16 protein-coding genes and 1 other RNA gene are annotated in these 20,058 nt (G+C 74.2%); 9 read left to right on the forward strand and 8 right to left on the reverse strand.

What is annotated here, in order from left to right:
* The first annotated feature begins 246 nt into the window (after positions 1-246).
* Both GKE82_RS07150 and GKE82_RS07155 read left to right on the forward strand, forming a co-directional pair.
* Positions 247-5,643 (forward strand): FG-GAP-like repeat-containing protein, encoded by a 5,397-nt coding sequence (locus tag GKE82_RS07150; RefSeq protein WP_154732828.1) that lies wholly within the window; start codon positions 247-249, stop codon positions 5,641-5,643.
* Between the two features lie 69 nt (positions 5,644-5,712).
* The gene (locus tag GKE82_RS07155; protein ID WP_154732829.1) at positions 5,713-7,437 is read left to right on the forward strand and encodes a GMC oxidoreductase; all 1,725 of its coding nucleotides are present in this window, start codon (positions 5,713-5,715) and stop codon (positions 7,435-7,437) included.
* Here GKE82_RS07155 and GKE82_RS07160 read toward each other — a convergent pair.
* From GKE82_RS07160 to GKE82_RS07175, 4 genes are read right to left on the reverse strand one after another with little or no spacing between them, the layout of a single operon-like run.
* Positions 7,361-7,954, reverse strand: coding sequence for a hypothetical protein (locus GKE82_RS07160; RefSeq protein ID WP_154732830.1), 594 nt, complete (start codon positions 7,952-7,954; stop codon positions 7,361-7,363). The genes GKE82_RS07155 and GKE82_RS07160 overlap by 77 nt on opposite strands.
* Complete coding sequence (locus GKE82_RS07165) at positions 7,951-8,874, reverse strand: FAD:protein FMN transferase (RefSeq protein WP_154732831.1); 924 nt, start codon at positions 8,872-8,874, stop codon at positions 7,951-7,953. Before GKE82_RS07165 ends, GKE82_RS07160 begins: the two co-directional genes overlap by 4 nt.
* A complete protein-coding gene (locus tag GKE82_RS07170; RefSeq protein ID WP_154732832.1) occupies positions 8,871-9,311 on the reverse strand; it encodes a hypothetical protein in 441 nt (146 codons plus the stop codon). Before GKE82_RS07170 ends, GKE82_RS07165 begins: the two co-directional genes overlap by 4 nt.
* Positions 9,304-9,822, reverse strand: coding sequence for a hypothetical protein (locus GKE82_RS07175; RefSeq protein ID WP_154732833.1), 519 nt, complete (start codon positions 9,820-9,822; stop codon positions 9,304-9,306). Before GKE82_RS07175 ends, GKE82_RS07170 begins: the two co-directional genes overlap by 8 nt.
* A gap of 90 nt (positions 9,823-9,912) precedes the next feature.
* Between GKE82_RS07175 and GKE82_RS07180 the strand changes: the two genes are divergently transcribed.
* From GKE82_RS07180 to GKE82_RS07190, 3 genes are read left to right on the forward strand one after another with little or no spacing between them, the layout of a single operon-like run.
* Positions 9,913-10,602 (forward strand): response regulator transcription factor, encoded by a 690-nt coding sequence (locus GKE82_RS07180; RefSeq protein ID WP_107569342.1) that lies wholly within the window; start codon positions 9,913-9,915, stop codon positions 10,600-10,602.
* Entirely contained in the window at positions 10,599-11,960 is a 1,362-nt protein-coding gene (locus GKE82_RS07185) for an ATP-binding protein (RefSeq protein WP_154732834.1), read from the forward strand. The genes GKE82_RS07180 and GKE82_RS07185 overlap by 4 nt, the downstream gene beginning before the upstream one ends.
* Positions 11,957-12,388 (forward strand): hypothetical protein, encoded by a 432-nt coding sequence (locus GKE82_RS07190; RefSeq protein ID WP_154732835.1) that lies wholly within the window; start codon positions 11,957-11,959, stop codon positions 12,386-12,388. Before GKE82_RS07185 ends, GKE82_RS07190 begins: the two co-directional genes overlap by 4 nt.
* Here the strand turns inward: GKE82_RS07190 and GKE82_RS07195 are convergent, their stop codons facing one another.
* Positions 12,389-14,431 carry a neutral/alkaline non-lysosomal ceramidase N-terminal domain-containing protein gene (locus tag GKE82_RS07195; RefSeq protein ID WP_196189100.1) on the reverse strand — a complete coding sequence of 681 codons (2,043 nt, stop codon included), beginning with the start codon at positions 14,429-14,431 and terminating at the stop codon, positions 12,389-12,391. It abuts the gene before it with no gap.
* A gap of 274 nt (positions 14,432-14,705) precedes the next feature.
* Here GKE82_RS07195 and GKE82_RS07200 point away from each other — a divergent pair, with 274 nt between their 5' ends.
* Both GKE82_RS07200 and GKE82_RS07205 read left to right on the forward strand, forming a co-directional pair.
* Entirely contained in the window at positions 14,706-15,311 is a 606-nt protein-coding gene (locus GKE82_RS07200) for a helix-turn-helix domain-containing protein (protein ID WP_154732837.1), read from the forward strand.
* Positions 15,308-16,471: a benzoate/H(+) symporter BenE family transporter gene (locus tag GKE82_RS07205; protein ID WP_199223936.1), complete on the forward strand. Its 1,164-nt coding sequence runs from the start codon at positions 15,308-15,310 to the stop codon at positions 16,469-16,471. The genes GKE82_RS07200 and GKE82_RS07205 overlap by 4 nt, the downstream gene beginning before the upstream one ends.
* A gap of 3 nt (positions 16,472-16,474) precedes the next feature.
* On the opposite strand, the gene GKE82_RS07210 is transcribed toward GKE82_RS07205, so the two are convergent.
* Positions 16,475-16,936, reverse strand: coding sequence for a hypothetical protein (locus GKE82_RS07210; protein WP_154732838.1), 462 nt, complete (start codon positions 16,934-16,936; stop codon positions 16,475-16,477).
* A 69-nt stretch (positions 16,937-17,005) separates the two neighbouring features.
* Between GKE82_RS07210 and GKE82_RS07215 the strand changes: the two genes are divergently transcribed.
* Complete coding sequence (locus GKE82_RS07215; protein ID WP_154732839.1) at positions 17,006-17,173, forward strand: hypothetical protein; 168 nt, start codon at positions 17,006-17,008, stop codon at positions 17,171-17,173.
* 168 nt (positions 17,174-17,341) lie between these two features.
* On the opposite strand, the gene GKE82_RS30355 is transcribed toward GKE82_RS07215, so the two are convergent.
* Together GKE82_RS30355 and ssrA are read right to left on the reverse strand one after the other, a co-directional pair.
* Positions 17,342-18,049 carry a hypothetical protein gene (locus GKE82_RS30355; RefSeq protein ID WP_304503266.1) on the reverse strand — a complete coding sequence of 236 codons (708 nt, stop codon included), beginning with the start codon at positions 18,047-18,049 and terminating at the stop codon, positions 17,342-17,344.
* 228 nt (positions 18,050-18,277) lie between these two features.
* Positions 18,278-18,643: a transfer-messenger RNA gene (ssrA, locus tag GKE82_RS07225) on the reverse strand.
* Positions 18,644-18,800: 157 nt separating this feature from the next.
* Here ssrA and GKE82_RS07230 point away from each other — a divergent pair.
* Positions 18,801-20,057 (forward strand): copper amine oxidase, encoded by a 1,257-nt coding sequence (locus GKE82_RS07230; RefSeq protein ID WP_154732841.1) that lies wholly within the window; start codon positions 18,801-18,803, stop codon positions 20,055-20,057.
* Position 20,058: the final 1 nt, after the last annotated feature.

The raw sequence follows: 20,058 nt of genomic DNA on the forward strand, positions 1-20,058 counted from the left end.
CGCACCTAAAGATGGTCAAATGACGTGGAGCGCGGGAGACCGACGCGTGACCATACGCCGGGCGCCCGGGGTGGGCGCCCGAGCGACCAAGGGGACCCTGTGCGCAGGATCAGAAGACTGGCCAACGTGCTCGGCGTCGGCGTCGGTGCGGCATCGCTCGCCCTCGTCGTGCCGTCGACGGCGCACGCGAGCTTCGCCGAGATCGCCGGTTCTCCCTTCGGACCTGGAGCGCCATTCGCGCTCGCGATGGCGACAGGCGACGTCGACGGTGACGGGACGGTCGATGTCGTGACCGGCGGCGAGGGCGGCGACATCGCCGTGCACCGCCGCACCGGGTCGCGGTCGTTCACGAGCGCGACCCTCAGCCCCGACGAGTCGTCCCCGGTCCGCGCCGTCGTCCTGGCCCAGCTCGGCGGCTCCCCGGCGCTCGACATCGCGGTCCTCGTCTCGTCAGCGGCCGTCGGTGGACCGCAGCCGTACGTGCGGGTGTACACCGGGGACGGCGCTGGGGGATTCACGCAGGCTGCGACGACGACCACGGTCGCCGACAGCGGCCTCCCGGCGAGTCTCGATGCCGCGGACGTCGACGGGGACAGTGACGGCGACCTCGTGACGCTCGATCCCGCTGACGACGAGCTCGTGGTCCTGCGCAACGACGGCAGCGGGGCGTTCGCACCCGCGGACATCGTGCGGTCGACCGTGGCCGACGCCCCCGCCGCGGTGCGGCTTGCGGACCTCACGGGAGACCTGCGCCCCGAGGCCGTCATCGGCAGCACTGCCGGGGTGCAGATCGCGAACGGTGCGCCCGCCGGGTTGTTCGAGGCGCCAGGTGCGCTGAAGCCGATCGGCGGGCCCGGCGGCACCGGCCCGGACGCGCGCGTCAACGTCGAGCTCGCGAACGTCGACGGGGATGCGGATCGGGACGTCGTCTACTCGCGCGGGACCCTGGACGAGGCGGCCGGCACAGTCGCCGCACTGCTCGGGGACGGGTCAGGGGACGTCGTGACGCTCGCCCCGGCAGGTGCGCAGCCGGCCACACCCGCACCGAGCTCGATCGCCACCGCGGACGTCGACGGCGACGGCCACCCGGACGTCGTGACAGGCGCGAGCGGCACGCAGGTCTCCGCCCTGCTCGGCGATGGGGCCGGAGGATTCACGAGCGCGCCGGGAGCGCCGTACGCGACGAGGACCAACGTCCATCGAGCCGTGCGGTCCATCGCGATCGATGACGACGGGCGACCCGACCTGGTCGCCGCGACGAACTGCCCCTTCCCCGAAAGCGGTACGCCGCTGTGCCCGGCTCCGCCGTTCGCGTTCCCCTACGGCCTGACGGTGCTCGCCAACAACTTCGTTCCCGGCGTCTCCGTCGCCCCGACGGCCGTGAGCCTCACGGCCGACGTCGGCGCGACCGCGACCGGCGACGTGACGATCACGAACACCGGGGCCGGAGCGCTCGACGTCACCGCGCTCGACGTCACCGGCGCCGACTGGACGGCGTCCGATCCCAACGGCTGCGTCGCGGAGCTGATCGGTGCCGCCGGGACCTGTGTCGTCCGGGCGGCGTTCGCGCCGACCGCCGGGGGCGCCCGCCCGGGCCAGCTCGTCGTCCGCACCGCGGCCGGCGACACGACGGTCACGCTCACCGGAACCGGCGTCGCGCCACCCGCCCCGCCGTCCCCGGCCGCGACCCCGGCTCCGCCCACCCCTGCTGCGCCCACCCCGGCGCCGCCCGCAACACCGGCGCCCGTGGCGACGTTCGGGCTCGCCGACGAGCTGCCCATCGGCGAGATCGTCCAGCTCAACGCGGACCGCGCCCGCGGTGCCGGCGTGCTCGTCTACGAGTGGGACCTCGACGGCGACGGCACGTTCGACACCGCCCCCGCGACGATCCCGCAGCAGGTGCTGCGTCCGCTGCGCTCCGGTCCGCTCACGATCACGCTCAAGGTCACGGACGCGACCGGCCGTTCGTCGATCGCCTCGCGGCAGACGGTCGTCACCGCGCCGACCGAGATCCGCCGGACCATCCCGAGCCGCGCGACCGTGGGCAAGACCGTCACCGTCGAGCTCAAGGCCCGGATGGACAAGGACACCCCGGTCGACTACTACACGTTCGACTGGGGCGACGACCATCGCGCGACGCCCCGGACGATCAACGGCGTCCGCATCACCGGGGTCGAGTCCGGGTCCGACGGGCGGGCGTCGCACTCCTACCGGCGCGCCGGCATCTACAGCGTCCGCATCACGGCGGTCAGCCTGCGCGGCCGCAGCGTGGTGACGACCGCGACCGTCCGGGTCGATCCGAGCACGCAGCGGGCGAGCACGGCGAGCACGCCGGGGATGAAGCCGATCACGGTCGACGCGGTCGAGCCGCTGAGCACCGACGTCCCGGTCGAGTTTCTCCTCGACGGCGGCCTGGACAAGCGCGTCCCGACGTTCACGATCGTCGACGTCATCGCGGACCGCCCGCGCGTGTTCGACCGCTTGCCCGACATCATCCGTCCGGCGGCCGCCGGGTTCAGCCGGATCCCCGCGTTCCAGAACCAGATCGGCGGCTCGGTGACCGTCCGGCCGCGGGCCCGTCTGCGCGGTGTGACGGCGACCCCGAGGCAGGTCACCAAGAACTCCGACCGCAAGGACTCCTACCTCTTCCGGGGCGGCTACGCGATGTGGGACTTCGGTGACGGATCGCCGAAGTTCTCGACGAAGGACCTCGCGACGAACGACGCCGTCCACCAGTACGCGAAGGCGGGGACGTACGCCGTGAGCGTGCAGTACGTGCCGTTCAACAACGCGGTCCCGGCACCCCCGCCCCACACGTTCAAGGTCGCCGTCTACGACCCGGTCTGCGGCGGCTTCAAGGTCGGCAACCTCCAGGCCCGAGCGGTCGGCGGCTGTCTGCGCCAGATGGACCCGGCGGGCACGCTGCGGGCGGACCCCGGGGTGCGCGCGGAGGTCGCGGGTGTGCAGTTCATCGGCTCACCGCTCTTCCTCCAGCCCGGCGGGATCGTGAGCTCCAACCTCACCAAGGGCGCGGTCGCCGCAGTCGAGATCCCGGGCGAACCCGAGCCCGTCCGCTTCGCGACCGCCCCCGGGCCCGCCCAGCTGCCGGCGACCATCCCCGCCGGTGGCTCCGCCCTCGTCGGCGCCTTCTCGCGCGTGACGCCGACCGGCAAGGCGCTCTATCCCGATGACCTCGACGCCGAGGCGGCCCTCACGGCACAGGGAGCGATCGGTCCGCTGCCGATCGTGGGGGCACGTCTGGGGATGGGCCGTTCGCAGTCCCGCGTCACGCTCAACACCCGGCTGCCGCAGCCGTTCGACGACACGAACGAGATCCTCGTCACCCCGTCGACGAGCCTGGCGAAGGCCGCGGGCTTCACGACCTCGTTCCCGGGCGGACGCTTCACCGCCAACGACGACGGCACGTTCCGCCTGGAGATCGACGAGGTCAATCTCGGCCCGGTGATCGGCCGGAAGATCACGCTCGAGTACGGGGACATCAAGTACCTCAGCGGTGCGCAGTTCGTCACCGAGCGGCTGCTCGCCGGCGGCGGCAACCTCGAGATCCTCGGGGCGACGCTCGAGGCCGAGGCCGTCCCGCCCGGGTTCACGAGCAAGAGCGGCGTCGAAGGGCCATCCGGCTTCGCGATCAACGACGACGGCTTCCTCTACGGCGGCGCGGCGCTGAACCTCCCGGACAGCAAGGCGATCCCGCTAGGGCCGATCGGCCTGGTGAAGATCGGGGCGAAGATCAACACGAAGCCGTTCTTCTTCCAGGGCAGGTTCGGGCTCATCGTCCCCACCGGCGCGGCGGTCGCGCGCGGGGAGATCTGCGTCCAGATCCAGGAGATCAAGAAGGGCCAGGTCGTCGTCTACTGCGCCCCCAAGGGGGTGAAGGAGCAGGACATACGCACGGCGTACGACAACGCCGACAAGGCCTGTCCCCCGTCGAAGGACCAGCAGAGCTGCGAGTTCCTGCGCCGATCGATCCTGAAGGGCTACGAGTTCTACTCCTTCCGCGCCCCCCGGGACATGTTCAGCCTCTACTTCAAGGGGCAGGTGAGCATCCTCGACCTCATCCAGGCGCAGGCCTACCTGCGGTATCTGCGCTACCAGGTGCCTGGAAAGAACGGCGTGCCTCAGGAGGGCGGCAGCATCAAGATCGGCGCGCTCGTCGAACTCGACGCGGCCGTCGTGTCGCTGCGCGGTCAGGCCGAGGCGGAGATCGCGTGGCCCGGGGGCTTCTTCCAGGGCTGGGCGAAGATCGACGCGTGCTTCGGCGACATCGTCTGCGCCGGCGCCGAGGGACTCGTGAACAACAAGTACTTCGCCGGGTGCGCCGACTTGCTGTTCGGCTACGCCGGCGCGGTGTACTCCGTGGAGGACGAGGAGTTCGACCTCTTCGGCTCGTTGAGCGGCGGCTGCGACCTGCGCGGCTCGAAGTACTACCTCAAGTCCCCGGCGACGGGATCCAGGTTCCACGGGCGCACCAAACTCCCCGACCCCGTCGCCGACCTGCGCGACGGGACGCCGCGCGCAGCCCCGGACGAGCAGGAGATCCCGTTCACCACCTCGACGACGGCGGCGAGCGGTCTCATCGTGGTCGAGTCCCCGGGCATCAAGGCCCCGGCCCCCGACACGGGCCCGACACAGGCCGACGACCTCCTCGCACAGGCGCCGGCCGCGGTCCGCGCCGACCTTGCCAAGGACGGGTACGCCAAGCCCGAGCCCCGCAAGCCGGTGACCACCCAGACGCCCGGCGCACCGACGGTCGTCGTCCGTACACCGGACGGCCGCACGTTCATCGCCGGGACCAAGAGGGAGGAGAAGATCCCGAACCTGGGCATCACGATCGTCCGTTCCGACGGGCAGAACTCGCTGTACATCCGCGACGACAAGTTCCGCACCGGCAAGTACTCCGTGACCCCGATCCCGGGATCGCGTCCGGTCACGGGGATCCGGACGAGCGAGTTCGTCCCGCCGCCTCGCGTCCTCTCGAAGCTGCAGCCGGCGAGCGGCGGGGAGAAGGCGTTCTCCATCCAGTCGACGCTCGCTCCGGGTGAACGCGTCGAGCTGTACGAAAGCGGCTCGGGCGGCCAGGCCCGCCGCCTGTCGGTGATCACCGGGGCGAGCGCGTCACGCAGCGGGGCGACCCGACGCACGCGCACGTCGCGCACCCGGTTCCGGCCGATCCCGGCGACCGACCGGCGCCGGCGCACGTCGCTCGTCGCGATGGTCACCCGCGACGGCGTACCGGTCCGGCGCTACGAGATCGCGACCTTCGCGACGCCCGCCCCGACGCGCCTCGCCGCGCCGAAGAGCACGCGGATCGTCCGGGGGAAGGACCGCGTCACGGTGCGCTGGCGCCCGGTTCCGGGAGCGGCGTCCTACAAGGTGCGCTGGCGGACCGCGGACGGGAGCGACGTCACGCGAACCGTGAAGCGCACCGTGCGCTCGGCGGTGCTTCGCGGGGTGGCGCCGACGACGCGCACCACGGTGAGCGTGACCGCGGTGGAGCTCACCGGCGCGAGCGGGCGCGGCGCGATCGTCCGGTCGGTCGGGAAGCCGCACGCGAAGGCGCGGCCGACGGTCGCTCCCGCGCCGCCGAAGCTCCGCGTCTCGAGGAGGCCGCTGACCGCCTGATCAAGGTCGCGCGCCGCCTTCCGCGGAAAAGGTGACGTAGGCGTCACCGTTTCCGTTAGGCTCGCCCCCATGAGCGGAGTGGAGCGGCAGTACGACTACGACTGGATCGTCATCGGATCCGGGTTCGGCGGCAGCGTCAGCGCGCTGCGGCTCGCGCAGAAGGGCTACAAGGTCCTGGTGCTCGAGGCCGGCCGCCGGTTCGAGGACAAGGACTTCCCCAAGAGCACCTGGGACGCGCGCAACTACTTCTTCGCGCCGAAGCTCGGGATGCGCGGGATCCTGCGCCTGTCGATCTTCAAGGACATCTTCATCGCCTCCGGTGCCGGGGTCGGCGGCGGGTCGCTCGGCTACGCCAACACGCTCTACCGGGCACCCGAGCGGTTCTACAACGACGGCCAGTGGTCCTCCCTGGGCAACTGGGGCGTCGACCTCGAGGAGCACTACGACGAGGCCGAGCGGATGCTCGGGGTCACCGACTACTGGAAGGACGACGCCGCCGACCAGCTGCTGAAGGAGTTCGGCGAGGAGATCGGCTGCGGCGACACGTACTCCAAGACCCGCGTCGGCGTCTACCAGGGCACGCCGGGCGTCACCGTCCCCGACCCGTTCTTCGACGGCGAGGGCCCGGACCGCACGGGCTGCATCGACTGCGGCCGCTGCATGGTCGGCTGCCCGCACGGCGCGAAGAACACGCTGGTGAAGAACTACCTGTACCTCGCCGAGAAGCTCGGCGTGCGGGTCGAGCCGTCGCGGATGGTGCTCGACGTGCGGCCGCTGGCCCGCGCCGACGGCTCCGACGGCTACGTCGTCACCGACGAGCGCGCCGGCTCCTGGGTGCGCAAGGGCCGCCGCGAGCTGCGCGCCCGGGGCGTCATCTTCTCCGCCGGCGCGCTGGGCACGAACCGCCTGCTGGCGAACATCAAGCACCGCGGCTCGCTGTCGATCAGCGACCAGCTCGGCGAGCTCGTGCGCACCAACAGCGAGGCGATCCTCGGCATCACCGTGCCCGAGGACTTCCCGGCGGACATCACCGACCGCGTCGCGATCACCTCGAGCATCTACCCCGACCCCGACACGCACATCGAGACGTGCGTCTACGGCGACGCGGGCGGCTCGATGCAGTACCTCAACACGATCCTCACCGGGGACGGGACGCGCGTGACGCGGCCGCTGAAGTGGGCGGCGACGGCGATCCGCCACCCGCGCCAGTTCTGGAAGGCGACGTTCTTCAAGGGCGGCAGCAAGCGCGCGATCATCATCCTCGTGATGCAGACGCTCGACAACGCGATCGCGCTGCGGGCGAAGCCGAAGCGGTTCGGCAAGGGCGTCAAGCTCGTCACCGAGCAGGACCCGCTGAAGCCCAACCCGACGTTCATCCCGATCGGCAACACGGTCACCCAGTGGTTCGCGGACCGCACCGGCGGGGTGCCGCAGTCCTCCACGATGGAGGCGCTCTTCAACATCCCGTCGACCGCGCACATCCTCGGCGGCGCGGTCATCGGCGCGGACGCGACGACCGGCGTGATCGACAAGGAGCAGCGGATCTTCGGCTACGAGAACCTGATGGTCTGCGACGGCGCCGCGGTGCCCGCGAACATCGGGGTCAACCCGTCGCTGACGATCACGGCGATGACCGAGCTGGCGATGAGCCGCATCCCGCGCAAGGGCGAGGACCGCAAGGCGCTGCACGCGGCCCCCACCCCGATCGATCTCGCGATCACGCAGGTGTCGCCGGAGCCGGTCGCGGTGCCCGCGGGGCCTTCGGCGGCGGGGCCGGCGTCGCCGGCTGCGTGATCCGCAGCAGGAACAGCGCGAGGATCGGGGCGCCGGTCAGCAGCAGCAGCGTCCGCATCCACGCGGTCGAGGCGTCGGTGCCGGCGCCCAGCGTGTGGGTGACCGACAGGACGTAGGCGAGGATCGCGAAGCGGTGGGCCGTGCGCCACCGCTTCGCGCCGAGGCGCTTGCGGGCGTAGAAGCTCAGGCCGAGCAGCGCGGCGAGGTAGCCGCCGACGATCCCGGCCGCGACCCACGCGGTCCGGTAGTCGAGCGCGAACGGGACGGCGATCCCGTCGACGCCGGGCCGCAGGTACGGGTCACCGAGCAGGGTGACGCCGTGCAGGCCGATCGAGATCAGGCCGACGAGCGCGAGGTGCTCGTGGGCGCCGCGCATCGCGACGGCCATGCCGGGGCGGCGCCGGGCGCGGATCGACGCCCACAGGCCGAGGCCCACGGAGGCGGTGATGGCGAGCAGCGCGACGATCCCGGCGGCGCGGGAGCCGAGCCACCAGGCGTGGTCGGTGACGACGGTCATGCGGGGATCTCCAGGACGTTGCGGTCGGACAGGACCAGGACGCCGCCACGGTGGGCGCGCAGCAGCGCGGCCCCGGCGGCGGGACCCTCGAGCAGCGCCTGCTTGGCGAGCAGCTCGGCTTCGAGGGCGGTCCGGGCCCGGGCGGTGGCCTGCACGACGCCGGTGTCGGCGGGGGCGCCGGTGCGCGGGTCGAGCAGGTGGTGGGCGACGGTCCCGTCGGCGGCGCGCCAGGCGCGGCGGACGATCGTGCTGGTGGCGACGGCGCCCCGGTCGACGGTGAGACGGGCGACCGCCGGGGCGTCGGGCTCGGGGCCGGCGACGAGCACCTGCTGGGGCAGGTCGCGGCGGGTGCCGCCGACGCGGACGTCGCCGCCGAGGTCGACGGCGTAGCGGTCGAGGTCGCGCAGGCGGCGCGCGGCGAGGTCGGCGGCGAGGCCCTTCGCGGTCCCGCCGAGGTCGATCCGCACCCCGGGCGGCCGAGTGACGGCGCGGTGGTCGGCGGTGACGGTGACGTGCGGCCGGCCCGGTCGCGGCCCGCCCGCACGCGCGGTCGTGGTGGCGTCGCGGCCGTCGGCGGCGTGCAGCTGCGCGAAGCTGCGGTCGTAGCCGGCGGCGCGCAGCTGGGCGCCCAGGGTCGGGTCGACGAGCCCGCCGCTGCGCTCGCGGCACCACAGCGCGGCGGCGATCGCCCGGCCGAGCAGCGGGTGCACGGGCACGGTGTCGCGCGGGTCGTCGTTGAGCCGCTCGAGGTCGGACGCCGGGTCGAAGCGGGTCCAGCGCGCGGCGAGCAGGTCGAGCTCGTCGGCGACGGCCCGCAGGCGGGCGGCGACGCCTGCGCGGGGCCGGTCCTGCGCGCCGCCGACGAGCGTCAGCCGCGTGCCCATGGTCGGGACGGTGAGCGACTCCCACACGTCGCTCACGACCCCTGGCTGACGACGGGCGGCGGGGGCGCGACCGGGACGGGCGCCGGGGCCGGGGCGGCGGCGACCGGTGCCGCGGGCGCGGCGGGGGCGACCGCGACCGGCGCGGCGGTGCGGACGACCGGGGCTGCCCCTCCCCCGCCTGCGCCGGCGACGACGCGCCGTGTGACGATGACCTTGCGGATCACGACGATCCGTCGCGGGGTGGCCGCGGCCGCCTGGGCGCGGGCGTTGGCCTGCGCCCAGTCACGGGCCGCGGTCTGGGTGGCGACCCGGGCGGCGTGCTCCCGGGCCGCGATCTGCTGCAGCGCCGGGTCGTTGCCGGTCGCGGCCTGCACGGCGAGGAAGCCGCCGGCCGCGACCGTGCACGCCACCGACGTGCCGAGCGTCTGGGTGGCGCGGGCGCGCCAGCGGACGGGTTCGCGGCGCTCAGTCATCCTCGCCGTCGTCCTCGCGCTCGCCGCCGTGGTCGTCGCCGCGGTCGTCGTCGGACTCGTAGCGGTCGTCGTCGCCGCCGCGGTCGTCGTCGGTCTCGGAGTGGTCGTCGTCGCCGCCGCGGTCGTCACCGGCCTCGGAGCGGTCGTCGCGCTCGCGCTCGCCGCCGTGGTCGTCGGAGCGGTCGTCGTCGCCGCGGGCGACGCGGACCGGCGCGGTCGCGGCGCTGGCCGCGGGCGCCGCCGCGACGGGCGCGGGCCGCGAGGAGGACGAGGACGAGCTCCCGCGCGCGGGCGAGGTGGCGGGGACCGTCTCGGTGCGGCGCACGGTCTCGGTCCGCACCTCCACGACCGGCTCGGGCGTCGCCACCGGGGCGGCGGTGACGGCGGCGGCGGGTGCCGCGGTGACGGCGAGGTCCGCCGCGTCGGGCTGGGAGGCGAGCGCGATGGCGCCGAGGCCGCCGAGCGCGGCGACGGTGACGGAGGTGACGATGAGCTTGGGGCGGGTGATCATGCTCCGCACTGTGCGGGAGCGCCGGTCAGCCGCCGGCGAGCACCGGGTAAGCGCCGGGTAACGCGCCCCGGGACCCGGTAGAACCTCCCCATGCCCGGAGCCCAGAGCCTGCTCGTGGTCGAGGACGAGGACTCGATCCTCCAGCCGCTGCTGCGTGCCCTCGCGCGTGCGGGCTTCGAGCCGACGAGCGCCCGCTCGGTCCGCGAGGCGACGGCCCTGATCGACCGCCGGAGCTTCGATCTCGTCCTCCTGGACCTCGGGCTGCCCGACGGCGACGGCCGCGACGTCTGCCGGCACCTGCGGCGCACGAGCGAGACCCCGGTGATCATGCTGACCGCGCGCGGCGCGGAGATCGACCGCATCGTCGGGCTCGAGCTCGGCGCCGACGACTACGTGGTGAAGCCGTTCAGCAGCGACGAGCTCGTCGCGCGGATCCGTGCGGTGCTGCGCCGCAGCGCGGGCGACGCGGGCACGCGACGCCCGCAGGAGGCGGTGACGGTCGCGGCGCTGCAGGTCGATCCCGCCGCGCGCACGGCGCGGGTGGACGACGTCGAGCTCGATCTCACGCGGCGCGAGTTCGACCTGCTGTTCGCGCTCGCGCGCCGCGCCGGGTCGGTCGCCGGGCGCGAGGAGCTGTTCGACGAGGTCTGGGGCACCGGCTGGTTCGGGACCGGCAAGACCCTGGACGTGCACGTGGCGGGCCTGCGCCGCAAGCTGCCCCCGGGCGCGCCGCCGATCACGACGCTGCGCGGGGTCGGCTACCGGATGGACGTGCCGTGAGCCTGCGCGCCCGGCTGCTGCTGGCGATCGCCTACCCGCTGGTGGTCGCGATCATCGCGCTGGCGGTCCCGCTGACCGTGAACCTGCACGACCGGGTCGAGGCGGAGGTGCGCGAGCAGGCCAGCACGCAGGCGTCGCTGCTCGCGGCGACGGTGCCCGAGCTCGACGCCGCCTCGCTGCGCGAGCTCGTCCGCCAGGGCGGCGAGCGCACCGGCGGCCGCGTGGTGGTGACCGACCGCACCGGGGTCGTGCTGGCCGACAGCGAGGACGCGGGCGCGATCGGGGCGGGCTTCGGGGCGCGCCCGGAGATCGCGGCGGCGCTCGCGGGCCGGCGGTTCCAGGAGGAGCGGTCGAGCTCGACGCTGGGGACCGACCTGCTCGCCACCGCGGTCCCGGTCGTGCGCGCAGGCGAGCCGGACGGCGCGGTGCGCATCACCCAGGACACGCGCGCGGTGGCGGACGCGACGACGCGCGCGACGACCGGCATCGCCGCGGTGTCCGGGATCGTGCTCGGGGCGGGCCTGCTGCTCGCCGCCGTGCTGGCGGCCCAGCTGGCGCGCCCGTCGCGGCAGCTGCAGGCCGCCGCCGAGCGGCTGGCGGTCGGGGACCTGCAGGCCCGCGCCCCCGAGACGGGCGCGAAGGAGCAGCGTCGGGTCGCGGTGGCGTTCAACGACATGGCGGTCCGGCTGGGCCGCCTGCTGGACGGCCAGCGGGCGTTCGTGGCGGACGCCTCCCATCAGCTGCGCACGCCGCTGACCGGGATGCGGCTGCGGCTGGAGGAGATCCGGCACGCCGACGTGCCGGCCGCGGTCCGCGAGGACGCCGACGCGGCGATCGCGGAGCTGGACCGGCTCTCCCGGACGGTCGACGAGCTGCTGGTGCTCTCCCAGGCGGGCGAGCGCGACGCGCCGGCGGAGCGCCTGAGCCTCGAGGCGGTGCTGGCCGAGACGTTCGACCGCTGGTCGGCGCAGGCGCACGCGCAGGGCGCGACGCTCGTGCTGGCGGACGGGGAGCCGGTGACCGGGGTGGCGGCGGAGGCGGACCTGCACCGCGCGCTGGACGTGCTGGTGGAGAACGCGCTGGCCTACGGCGGGCCCGGGGTGACCGTGACGCTGCGGGCGCGCCCGGGTGCGGTCGAGGTGCTCGACGACGGTCCGGGCCCGGAGCCCGGCGAGGAGGACGAGGTGTTCGACCGCTTCCATCGGGGCAGTGCGGCGCGGGCGGGCGGCTCGCGCACGCCGGGCACGGGCCTGGGCCTGGCGATCGCGCGGGAGCTCGCGCAGCGCTGGGGCGGCGCGGCGTCGTTGCGGCGCGGCCCGGCGGGCGGCGCGGTCGCGACCCTGGAGGTGCCGTCGTGATCCCGCAGGGTCGTCTGCGCACGGCCGTCCTGGGCCTGGCGCTCGTACTGGGGGGCGTGGCGTTCGCGGTCGGCCTGGCACTGCTGACCACGCGGATCGCGTCGCCGCAGATCGGGTTGCGCGGCACGCCGGGGATCCTCTCCCCCGCGGACCTCGGCGCGACCGTGCAGCGGCGCACGACGACCGCGCCGACCCGCACGACCGCCCGTCCGACCCGGACGCGGACGACCCGGACCACCCGTCCCACCCGCACGACGGCGCCCACGCGCCCGCCGCGTCCCGCGTCGACACCCGCGCCCGCGGCGACCGCGCCGCCCCCGGTCGCGACCGTCGCGCCGTCGGGCAGCGACGACGACGGCGGCGAGGACGACTCCGGGCGGGGCCGGGGTCGCGGTCGCGGCGGCGACGGGGACGGCGACGACGACTGATCAGCGCACGAGCGCGAACGGGCTCGTCGTCAGCGCGTAGCCGTTGGCGGTGATGCGGATGCGGTGGGTGCCCGCGTCGGCGCCGCGGGGGACGAGCCACTCGCCGCGGTGGCGGCCGGCGTCGTCGACCTGCCAGCGCAGGTCGATCCAGCGGTCGTCGCTGACCGTGCGCCAGCGTCCGGCGACGCGGCGCTCCACGGTCAGGAAGGCCGTGTCGAGCGGCTTGTCGTAGCCGCCGGGGCCGCCCTGCCAGGAGAACGGGACGGTCTGGCCGCCGCGGCGGCCGTCCGGTGGCTGGGCGAGCATCCGCCCGTCGGTGGCGCCGGTCGGGTAGGGCTCGCCGTCGGCGACGACGCCGTTGCGCGGGTCGAAGTCGTAGGGCTGCGGCGCCTCGCCACGACCGGTGAGGTTGCGCGCGAGCGCGACGAGCGCGTCGGTCAGCAGCACGCTCGCGTTGGTCCCGTAGATCTGCGAGCCGCCCTCGTAGTGCTGGCGCGCGTACTCCTCGGGGGTCACGAAGTACTGGAAGAACTCGTTGGTCAGGCCGGCGACGATGACGCGCCGCACGCCCGCGCCGCCGATCGCGTCGAGGATCCTCTGGCGGACCCGGCGGCCGGTCTCGACGGTCGGCTCGCCGGGCAGCGAGGCGATGATCCGGTCGCGGACGCGGACGGTGAACAGCGGCGCGCCGTTGGGGTAGGAGTCGGTGCTCGACGCAGGGACCGCGATCTTGTGCCCGTGGCCGGCGAAGCCGTCCTCGACCGGGCTGCGCTGGTCCTCCAGCGGGATCCCGGTGAGGTCGAAGAGCGGGCCGCGTCCCTCCTCGCTGCCGGTGAGGAACGGCAGTCCGGGGATGGGCTGGGCGCTCGTCGGCCCGGCGGAGGAGTCCTGGCCGCAGAAGCACACGCGCGTCCAGCGCAGGTCCAGGGCGGGCCGGGTGGTCATCGACCGGCCCGCGGCGCTCCAGGCGCGCAGCATCGCGGCGGCCTCGGCGCGGCCGACCTCCTCGGCGTGCTCGGGGCCCTGCTCGTCGAGCCCGGCGGACTGGTCGCCCTCGTTGCCGTTGCCGTAGACGCCGACGACCGCCCGTGCGGCGGGGACCTTGCCGCGGCGCCGGACCTCGCGTTCGAAGACGCGGGTCGCCGGGCCGTGGTGGTCCTGGTTGTAGTACTGGTAGCTCGACGGGTTGACGGTGCCGTGGTTGGCGAACATGAGCCAGCCGCCGATCGGGACCGCGACGGTGCGGCGGCAGCGCGTGCGGCGTCCCTGGCGGGTGCACGGCGTAGAACGCCGCACGAGCCGGTCGACGCGCAGCACGTCGACGTCCGGGTCGATGGTGTGCAGCACGCCGTCGGGGTCGAGCTCGGGTCGGCCCTGTCCGCGCGCGAGGATCTGCCCGTGGTCGGCGAGGTGCGCCTCGATCGAGCGGTTCTTCGTGACGTCGGGGAGCGTGGCGGAGCCCCAGCCGACGCGGGCGGGCCCGAGGTCGCGGTCGGCCTGCCGCAGGGCGAGCGCGATCCGCTGCGCGAGGAAGGTGTAGAGCCGCCGGTCCGTGGGCTTGGGGTCGAGGAACTCGACGAACGAGGACGGGTTGCCGATGGTCGCGGGACTGGGCGCGACGGTGTTGAGCGTCGAGAAGTTCGCGAAGCCCGACGGTCCGGCGTGGGTGTGGGAGGCGGAGACGACGACGTTGCGCTCGGAGAAGCCGCGGTCGGCGGTGCGGTCGGCGACCTCCTTGACGAGTCCGCCGACGGCCGCGAAGAGGTCGACGGAGACGAGCGCGACCTTCGTGCCGCCGCGCTCGAGGACGATTGCCTTGGCCATCAGCCGGGTGTGGACCCCGCGGCCGAGCCGGTCGGCCCGGACCCAGCCGCCCAGGGGCGAGCCGGTGGGCGGCGTGATGTCCGCCTGCCCGACGCCGACCCGCACCGCGGGGGCGGCGGGCGGCCCGGCCGCCGCGGCGACGGGCGCCCCGAGCGCCGCGGTGGCCGCGAGGACCGCCCCGATCGTGGTCACGCGCCGTGGAGTCGTCCTCGCCCTCATGGCGCGGGAGCGTAGACCTCCGGGCCATGGCGGTGGGGGCTCGTGTGCGACAGCCTGCCGGCATGGCGCACTCCAGAACCAGGCCATCCACTCCGACTCCCGTGGCGAAGCTCGCCCCGTTGCCGGACCTGCGCGGTACCCGGCGGTCCCCCGGCCGGGACTGGCACGACCCGGCGAAGGCGCGTACGCGCCGCGGGCCGGCGCTCACCCGCTGAGGCGGGCGAGCGCGGGCGGGAGGGACTCCGCCCTTCACTAGAGTTGTCGACCATCCATCATGGTCGATAGCTCTGGTTCCCCCGGTGACCCGCCCGATCTCGACGTCCTCGCGCGTCGGGTCGGGCGGGTCGTCCATCTGCACCGCACCGCGCAGGGCCTCTCGCTCGGTGCTCTCGCGCGCGCCGCGGGGCTCTCGACGACGATCGTCTCGCGGATCGAGTCCGGGCACGGCAATCCGTCGATGGAGACGCTGTGGCGGCTCTCGCGCGCGCTCGGCGTCCCGCTCGGCGCGCTGCTGGCCGAGGAGGAGACGCCGAGCGTCCGCCGGATCGACGCCCGTTCGGGGGAGCGGATGCTCGCCGACTCGGGCATGACCGGTTGGCTGGTCCACGCCAAGAGCGCCCCGCACCGCTCGGAGGCGTACTGGTGCGACGTGCCGCGCGGGACCGATCAGGCGAGCGTCGCGCACCTGCCGGGCAGCGAGGAGGTGCTGCTGTGCCTGTCCGGTCGGCTGCTGGTCGGCCCGCCCGGCGAGGAGCAGGAGCTCGCCCCCGGTGACGCGGTGTGGTTCGCGGCCGACGTCCCGCACCGCTACCACGCGCTGGAGGACTCGACCGCGCTCTCGTGGGTCCTCTACCCCCCGCCGGCCGGGACGACGACGTGAGGGCCAACGCCCAGCCGCTCGTCACGGGCGCGGTGATGGCGGTCGTCGGGTTCGCGGGCGCGTTCACGATCGTCCTCTCCGGACTCGTGGGCGTCGGGGCGAGCCCGGCGCAGGCGGCGTCGGGCCTGACGGTCCTGTGCCTGACGCAGGCGGTCGTGGCGATCGTCCTGGGCCTGCGGTTCCGGATGCCGATCAGCGTCGCGTGGTCGACGCCGGGGGCGGCGCTGCTGGCGACCGCGGGGCCCGTCGACGGCGGCTACGCGGCGGCGCTCGGGGCGTTCCTGGTCTGCGGTGCGCTGATCGTCCTGGCGGGCCTGTCGCGGACGCTGGGCCGCGCGATCGCGGCGATCCCGGTGCCGCTCGCCAGCGCGATGCTCGCGGGCGTCCTGCTGCCGCTGTGCCTGGCGCCCGCGACCGCGGCGGCGGAGCTGCCGGCGCAGGCGCTGCCCGTCATCGCGGTCTGGCTGGTGCTGATGCGGTTCGCGCGCCGCTACGCGGTGCCGGGTGCGCTGGTCGCGACCGCGCTGGCGGTGCTGCTGGATCCGGGCTCGGGCGCTGCGATCGAGGGGGATCTCGCCCCGACGCTCGTGTGGACGACGCCCGCGTTCGATCCCGGCACGATCGTGGGGATCGGGGTGCCGCTGTTCCTCGTGACGATGGCCTCGCAGAACATCCCGGGCATGGGGGTCCTGGCCTCGTTCGGCTACCGGCCGCCGCTGCGGCCGATCCTCACCGGGACCGGCCTGGGCACGATCGTGGGCGCGCCGCTGGGCGGGCACGCGATCAACCTCGCGGCGATCACGGCGGCGCTCGGCGCGGGCCCGGAGGCGGACCCCGACCCGGAGCGCCGGTGGATCGCGACGGTGAGCGCGGGCGGCGTCTACGTGGTCCTGGGCGTGGGCGCGGCCCTCGCGACCGCGCTCATCACCGCGGTGCCGATGCTGCTGGTGCAGACGGTCGCCGGGCTCGCGCTCGTGACCGCGCTGGCCGGGGCGCTGGCGACCGCGCTGGCGGACGAGCGCCACCGCGACGCGGCGGTCGTGACGCTGGTGACGTGCGCCTCGGGCATCACGGCGCTGGGGGTCAGCGCCGCGTTCTGGGGCCTCCTCGCGGGGCTCGCGGTGCTCGGGCTCCAGCGCGTGGGCGACGGCGGGCGGTGAGCCTCAGCGTCCGAGCCGGCGCAGGAACTCCTGGACCTGGTGGGGCACGGTCTCGGCGATCTCCCGGATCGACGCGAGCCCGGCGCGCAGCTCGGCGTCCCCGACCTCGACGGGCGCCATAGAGTCCTGCAGCTCGGCGATGAGCGTGGCGGCCTCCTCGACGGCCTCCCCGGCGGCGGTGACGAACGAGGCCGCCCCCTGCGAGTGCACGCCGGGCGTGCCCGGGGCGACGACCGCGGCCGGGCCGAGGCCGTGGCGGCCGGCGAAGCCCGCGGCGGTCGCCTTCGCGCGACCGAGCGCCTGCTGGACCGGCCGGAAGAGGTCCGCCTCGAGGTGGTCGGCGGTCTGCTCGTCCAGCAGCTCGTAGGCCTCGCCGAGCTGGCCCATGGCGGTCTCCAGCTCCGCGACCGCGGCCGCGATCTCCTCGAGGATGCCGGCGCGGGCCTGGGCGGTCGTGTAGCTCATGGGCGCAGCCTAGTCGCCGCGCTGCAACTTCTCGTGCATGCCGCCCTCCCCGCGCGGCAGACTCGCCGCATGCTGCAGCTCGAGAACGATCTCGCGGCCGAGCTCGAAGCCCGCGACGAGCTGCTCGTCGCGTGCCGTGAGGTCCTGGCCGGCACGGGAACGGGCGCCGCCTCCGCGCTCGTCCAGCACATCGACGCGGTGCTCGACCTGGGCGCGGACGACCTGCGCCACTGCTGAGCGGCGACGTCGCCGTCGCCGGACGGGACCGTCGGAGCCGACGCGGCGGCAGGGACGAGGCATCGCGGGACGCCCGAGGCCCGAGGCGCGTCCTGGACCCGCTGCGTCCGGGAGCTCGCTGGGATGCGCGCTTCCCGGACGCCGGGCGTCCGGACGTTCCGCCGTGGACTAGGGGCAGACGACGAGCAGCTTGAACTGCTCGTCGGTGGGCGTCAGGTCGGCGTGGGAGCCGACCCGGACCTCGACGACGCCATCGGCCTCGTTCACGATGTTGGCGCCCGCGCGGACGGACAGCTTCTTCGTGTTCGCGAACACCGAGCAGCCGGTCAGGTTCGCGGGGAAGTCGACCTCGGCGAAGCCGGTGGCGCCGGGTGCGATGACCGGAGCCGGCGACGACGACGCGATCGGCGTCGCGGTGTCGGTGACGCCCTCGACGAACAGTGACACGGCGTCCTGACCGGCCGTGCCCGCGGGACCCGTCGGGCCCGTCGGGCCGGCCGCGCCGGACTGGCCGGCCGCACCGGTGGGCCCCTGCGGGCCGGTCGGGCCGCTCTGGCCGTCCGCGCCTCTGGCGCCCTGCGGGCCGGCGGCGCCGTTCGCGCCGACGGGGCCCTGCGGGCCGGCGGCCCCGGCCGGACCGACCGCGCCCTGATCGCCCGTGGCTCCCTGGTCGCCCTTCGCGCCCTGAGCACCGGTCGCACCGTCGCGGCCGTCCTCGCCGGCTAGTCCCTTCTTCGCCGATGCCGACAGATCGACCAGGCCGATCGAGCCGTTCTTGATGTCCTTGCCGGTGATCAGCTTCGCGGCGACAGCCGTGGCGCCGAGGACCAACGACATCACGAGCGCCACCACGAGCGGCGCCGAGATCTTCTTCATGTCGGGGTGTCTCTCCTGTGGGTCGGGCGCCGTGACACCACGCCACAGCGGCTCCACCGTCGAGATCGGACGGGACCTGGGGATCTGAAGGAGCAGCAGGCCCGCGGACGGCATCCCCCGGGCCTCGGGCGGCACGCCCCGCAGAACGAGTTCAGCCGCCTGATCCGGCGGCTGAACTCCCTGCTGGTCTTGTCCTTCAACGTCACCCGACTCGAACGAGCCGGGTCCCAGTGGAGACGGCGGGAATCGAACCCGCGTCCGCGACCGCGGACGAGCAGCGTCTACGAGCGTAGCCGGCACTCTGATCTCATCCTGGGCTCGCCTTGCCGGCCGGGTTGCTCAGGACCAGCTCCCTGAAGATGTCCCCGGTTCGGCGGAAGCGGACCTCCCCGGGTGAGTCGGCATCTGATCCCGGCGATCCCCGCGGCCGACAGGCAGGGGCCGAGACCTCACGGCTCTAGCGGTGTGCTAGGCGGCGAGGGCGTACTCGTGAGAGTCCGCACGTATGGTTTTTCCGGGGTTTTACGAGGCCACCCGGAACCTCGACTCGCAACCACCCGCCCGAAACCGACCACGTCGAAGCCTGTCGTCCCCGGGGTGAGTGTCCTTCGCCACGAAGTGTAGCGCGACGAGGAACTGGCGCCTCGCAGTGATCCGGTAGAGGATGAGCGGCGAACACTCTTCATGCCGGGCGCGGGAGCGCTCCGGCGCGGGAGACCCCACACCACACCACCTGGAGGACGCACGCACCATGCGCAAGCTGTTCCTGAGCCTGTTCGCGATGATGTTCATCGCGACGGGCCTCGTGGTCGCCGGCTGCGGTGACGACGACGACAACTCGTCGTCGTCGTCCAGCACGGCGACCCAGACCGACGGCGGCACCGCCGACGCGGCCCTCGGCACCGAGTCCGGCGCCGCCGAGCTCCGTGCCACGCTGACGTCGACGCTCGACGAGCACGTCTACCTCGCCGCGATCGCCATCGGCCAGGGCCTGGGCAACGGGCTCGACTCGGGCGAGTTCAAGGCCGCCGCGGCGACCCTGGACAAGAACTCGGTCGCGCTGTCCGATGCCATCGGCTCGGTCTACGGCGAGGACGCCGGCAAGGCGTTCCTGCCGCTCTGGCGCAAGCACATCGGCTTCTTCGTCGACTACGCGAAGGCCAAGGCGACCAAGGACAACGCGGCCGCCGAGAAGGCCGCCAAGGACCTCGACGGCTACCGCACCGACTTCGGCGCGTTCCTGAACGGCGCGAACCCGAACCTCCCGACCGAGGCGGTCGCCGAGGAGCTCAAGCCCCACGTCGAGTCCGTCTTCGCGGTCGTCCGCGCGGCGGCCACCGGCTCGCCGAAGGTCTACGAGCGCATCGTCGAGGCGGCGTCGCACATGCCGAACACGGCGAACGTCCTCGCGGGCGGCATCGTCAAGCAGTTCCCCGACAAGTTCTCGGGCGCGACCGACGCGGGCGCCTCCGAGCTCCGCGCGCTCCTGACCGACCAGCTCGTCGGCCATGAGTACCTGGCGGGCATCGCCATCGTCACGGGCGTGACCGAGGGCCTCGACTCCGGTGCCTTCAAGGCCGCCGCCGAGGCGCTGGACACGAACTCCGTCGCCCTGAGCGAGTCGATCGGCTCGGTCTACGGTGACGACGCCGCCAAGGCGTTCCTGCCCCTGTGGCGCAAGCACATCGGCTTCTTCGTGGACTACACGAAGGCCAAGGCGGAGAAGGACGACGCCGCTGCCGAGAAGGCCGCCGAGGAGCTCGACGGCTACCGCACGGACTTCGGCGCGTTCCTCGAGGGCGCGAACCCGAACCTCCCGGCCGACGCGGTCGCCGAGGCCCTGAAGCCGCACGTCGAGGCGACGTTCGCCGCCATCGACTCGGTCGTCGCGGGCGACGGCAAGGCGTTCGACCTGCTGCAGACGGCGGCGTCGCACATGCCGATGATCGCCAACACCCTCGCGGGTGGCATCGCCAAGCAGTTCCCGGACAAGTTCCCGGCCTCGTAGC

Origin of the sequence: Conexibacter sp. W3-3-2 (genome assembly GCF_009707605.1) — a bacterium.
GTDB lineage: Bacteria > Actinomycetota > Thermoleophilia > Solirubrobacterales > Solirubrobacteraceae > Paraconexibacter > Paraconexibacter algicola.

Coding starts and splice junctions, on each gene's coding strand:
- GKE82_RS07150 (WP_154732828.1), top strand. CDS start 247: ATGGCGACAGGCGACGTCGACGGTGACGGGACGGTCGATGTCGTGACC.
- GKE82_RS07155 (WP_154732829.1), top strand. CDS start 5,713: ATGAGCGGAGTGGAGCGGCAGTACGACTACGACTGGATCGTCATCGGA.
- GKE82_RS07160 (WP_154732830.1), bottom strand. CDS start 7,954: ATGACCGTCGTCACCGACCACGCCTGGTGGCTCGGCTCCCGCGCCGCC.
- GKE82_RS07170 (WP_154732832.1), bottom strand. CDS start 9,311: ATGACTGAGCGCCGCGAACCCGTCCGCTGGCGCGCCCGCGCCACCCAG.
- GKE82_RS07175 (WP_154732833.1), bottom strand. CDS start 9,822: ATGATCACCCGCCCCAAGCTCATCGTCACCTCCGTCACCGTCGCCGCG.
- GKE82_RS07180 (WP_107569342.1), top strand. CDS start 9,913: ATGCCCGGAGCCCAGAGCCTGCTCGTGGTCGAGGACGAGGACTCGATC.
- GKE82_RS07195 (WP_196189100.1), bottom strand. CDS start 14,431: ATGAGGGCGAGGACGACTCCACGGCGCGTGACCACGATCGGGGCGGTC.
- GKE82_RS07200 (WP_154732837.1), top strand. CDS start 14,706: ATGGTCGATAGCTCTGGTTCCCCCGGTGACCCGCCCGATCTCGACGTC.
- GKE82_RS07210 (WP_154732838.1), bottom strand. CDS start 16,936: ATGAGCTACACGACCGCCCAGGCCCGCGCCGGCATCCTCGAGGAGATC.
- GKE82_RS07215 (WP_154732839.1), top strand. CDS start 17,006: ATGCTGCAGCTCGAGAACGATCTCGCGGCCGAGCTCGAAGCCCGCGAC.
- GKE82_RS30355 (WP_304503266.1), bottom strand. CDS start 18,049: ATGAAGAAGATCTCGGCGCCGCTCGTGGTGGCGCTCGTGATGTCGTTG.
- GKE82_RS07230 (WP_154732841.1), top strand. CDS start 18,801: ATGCGCAAGCTGTTCCTGAGCCTGTTCGCGATGATGTTCATCGCGACG.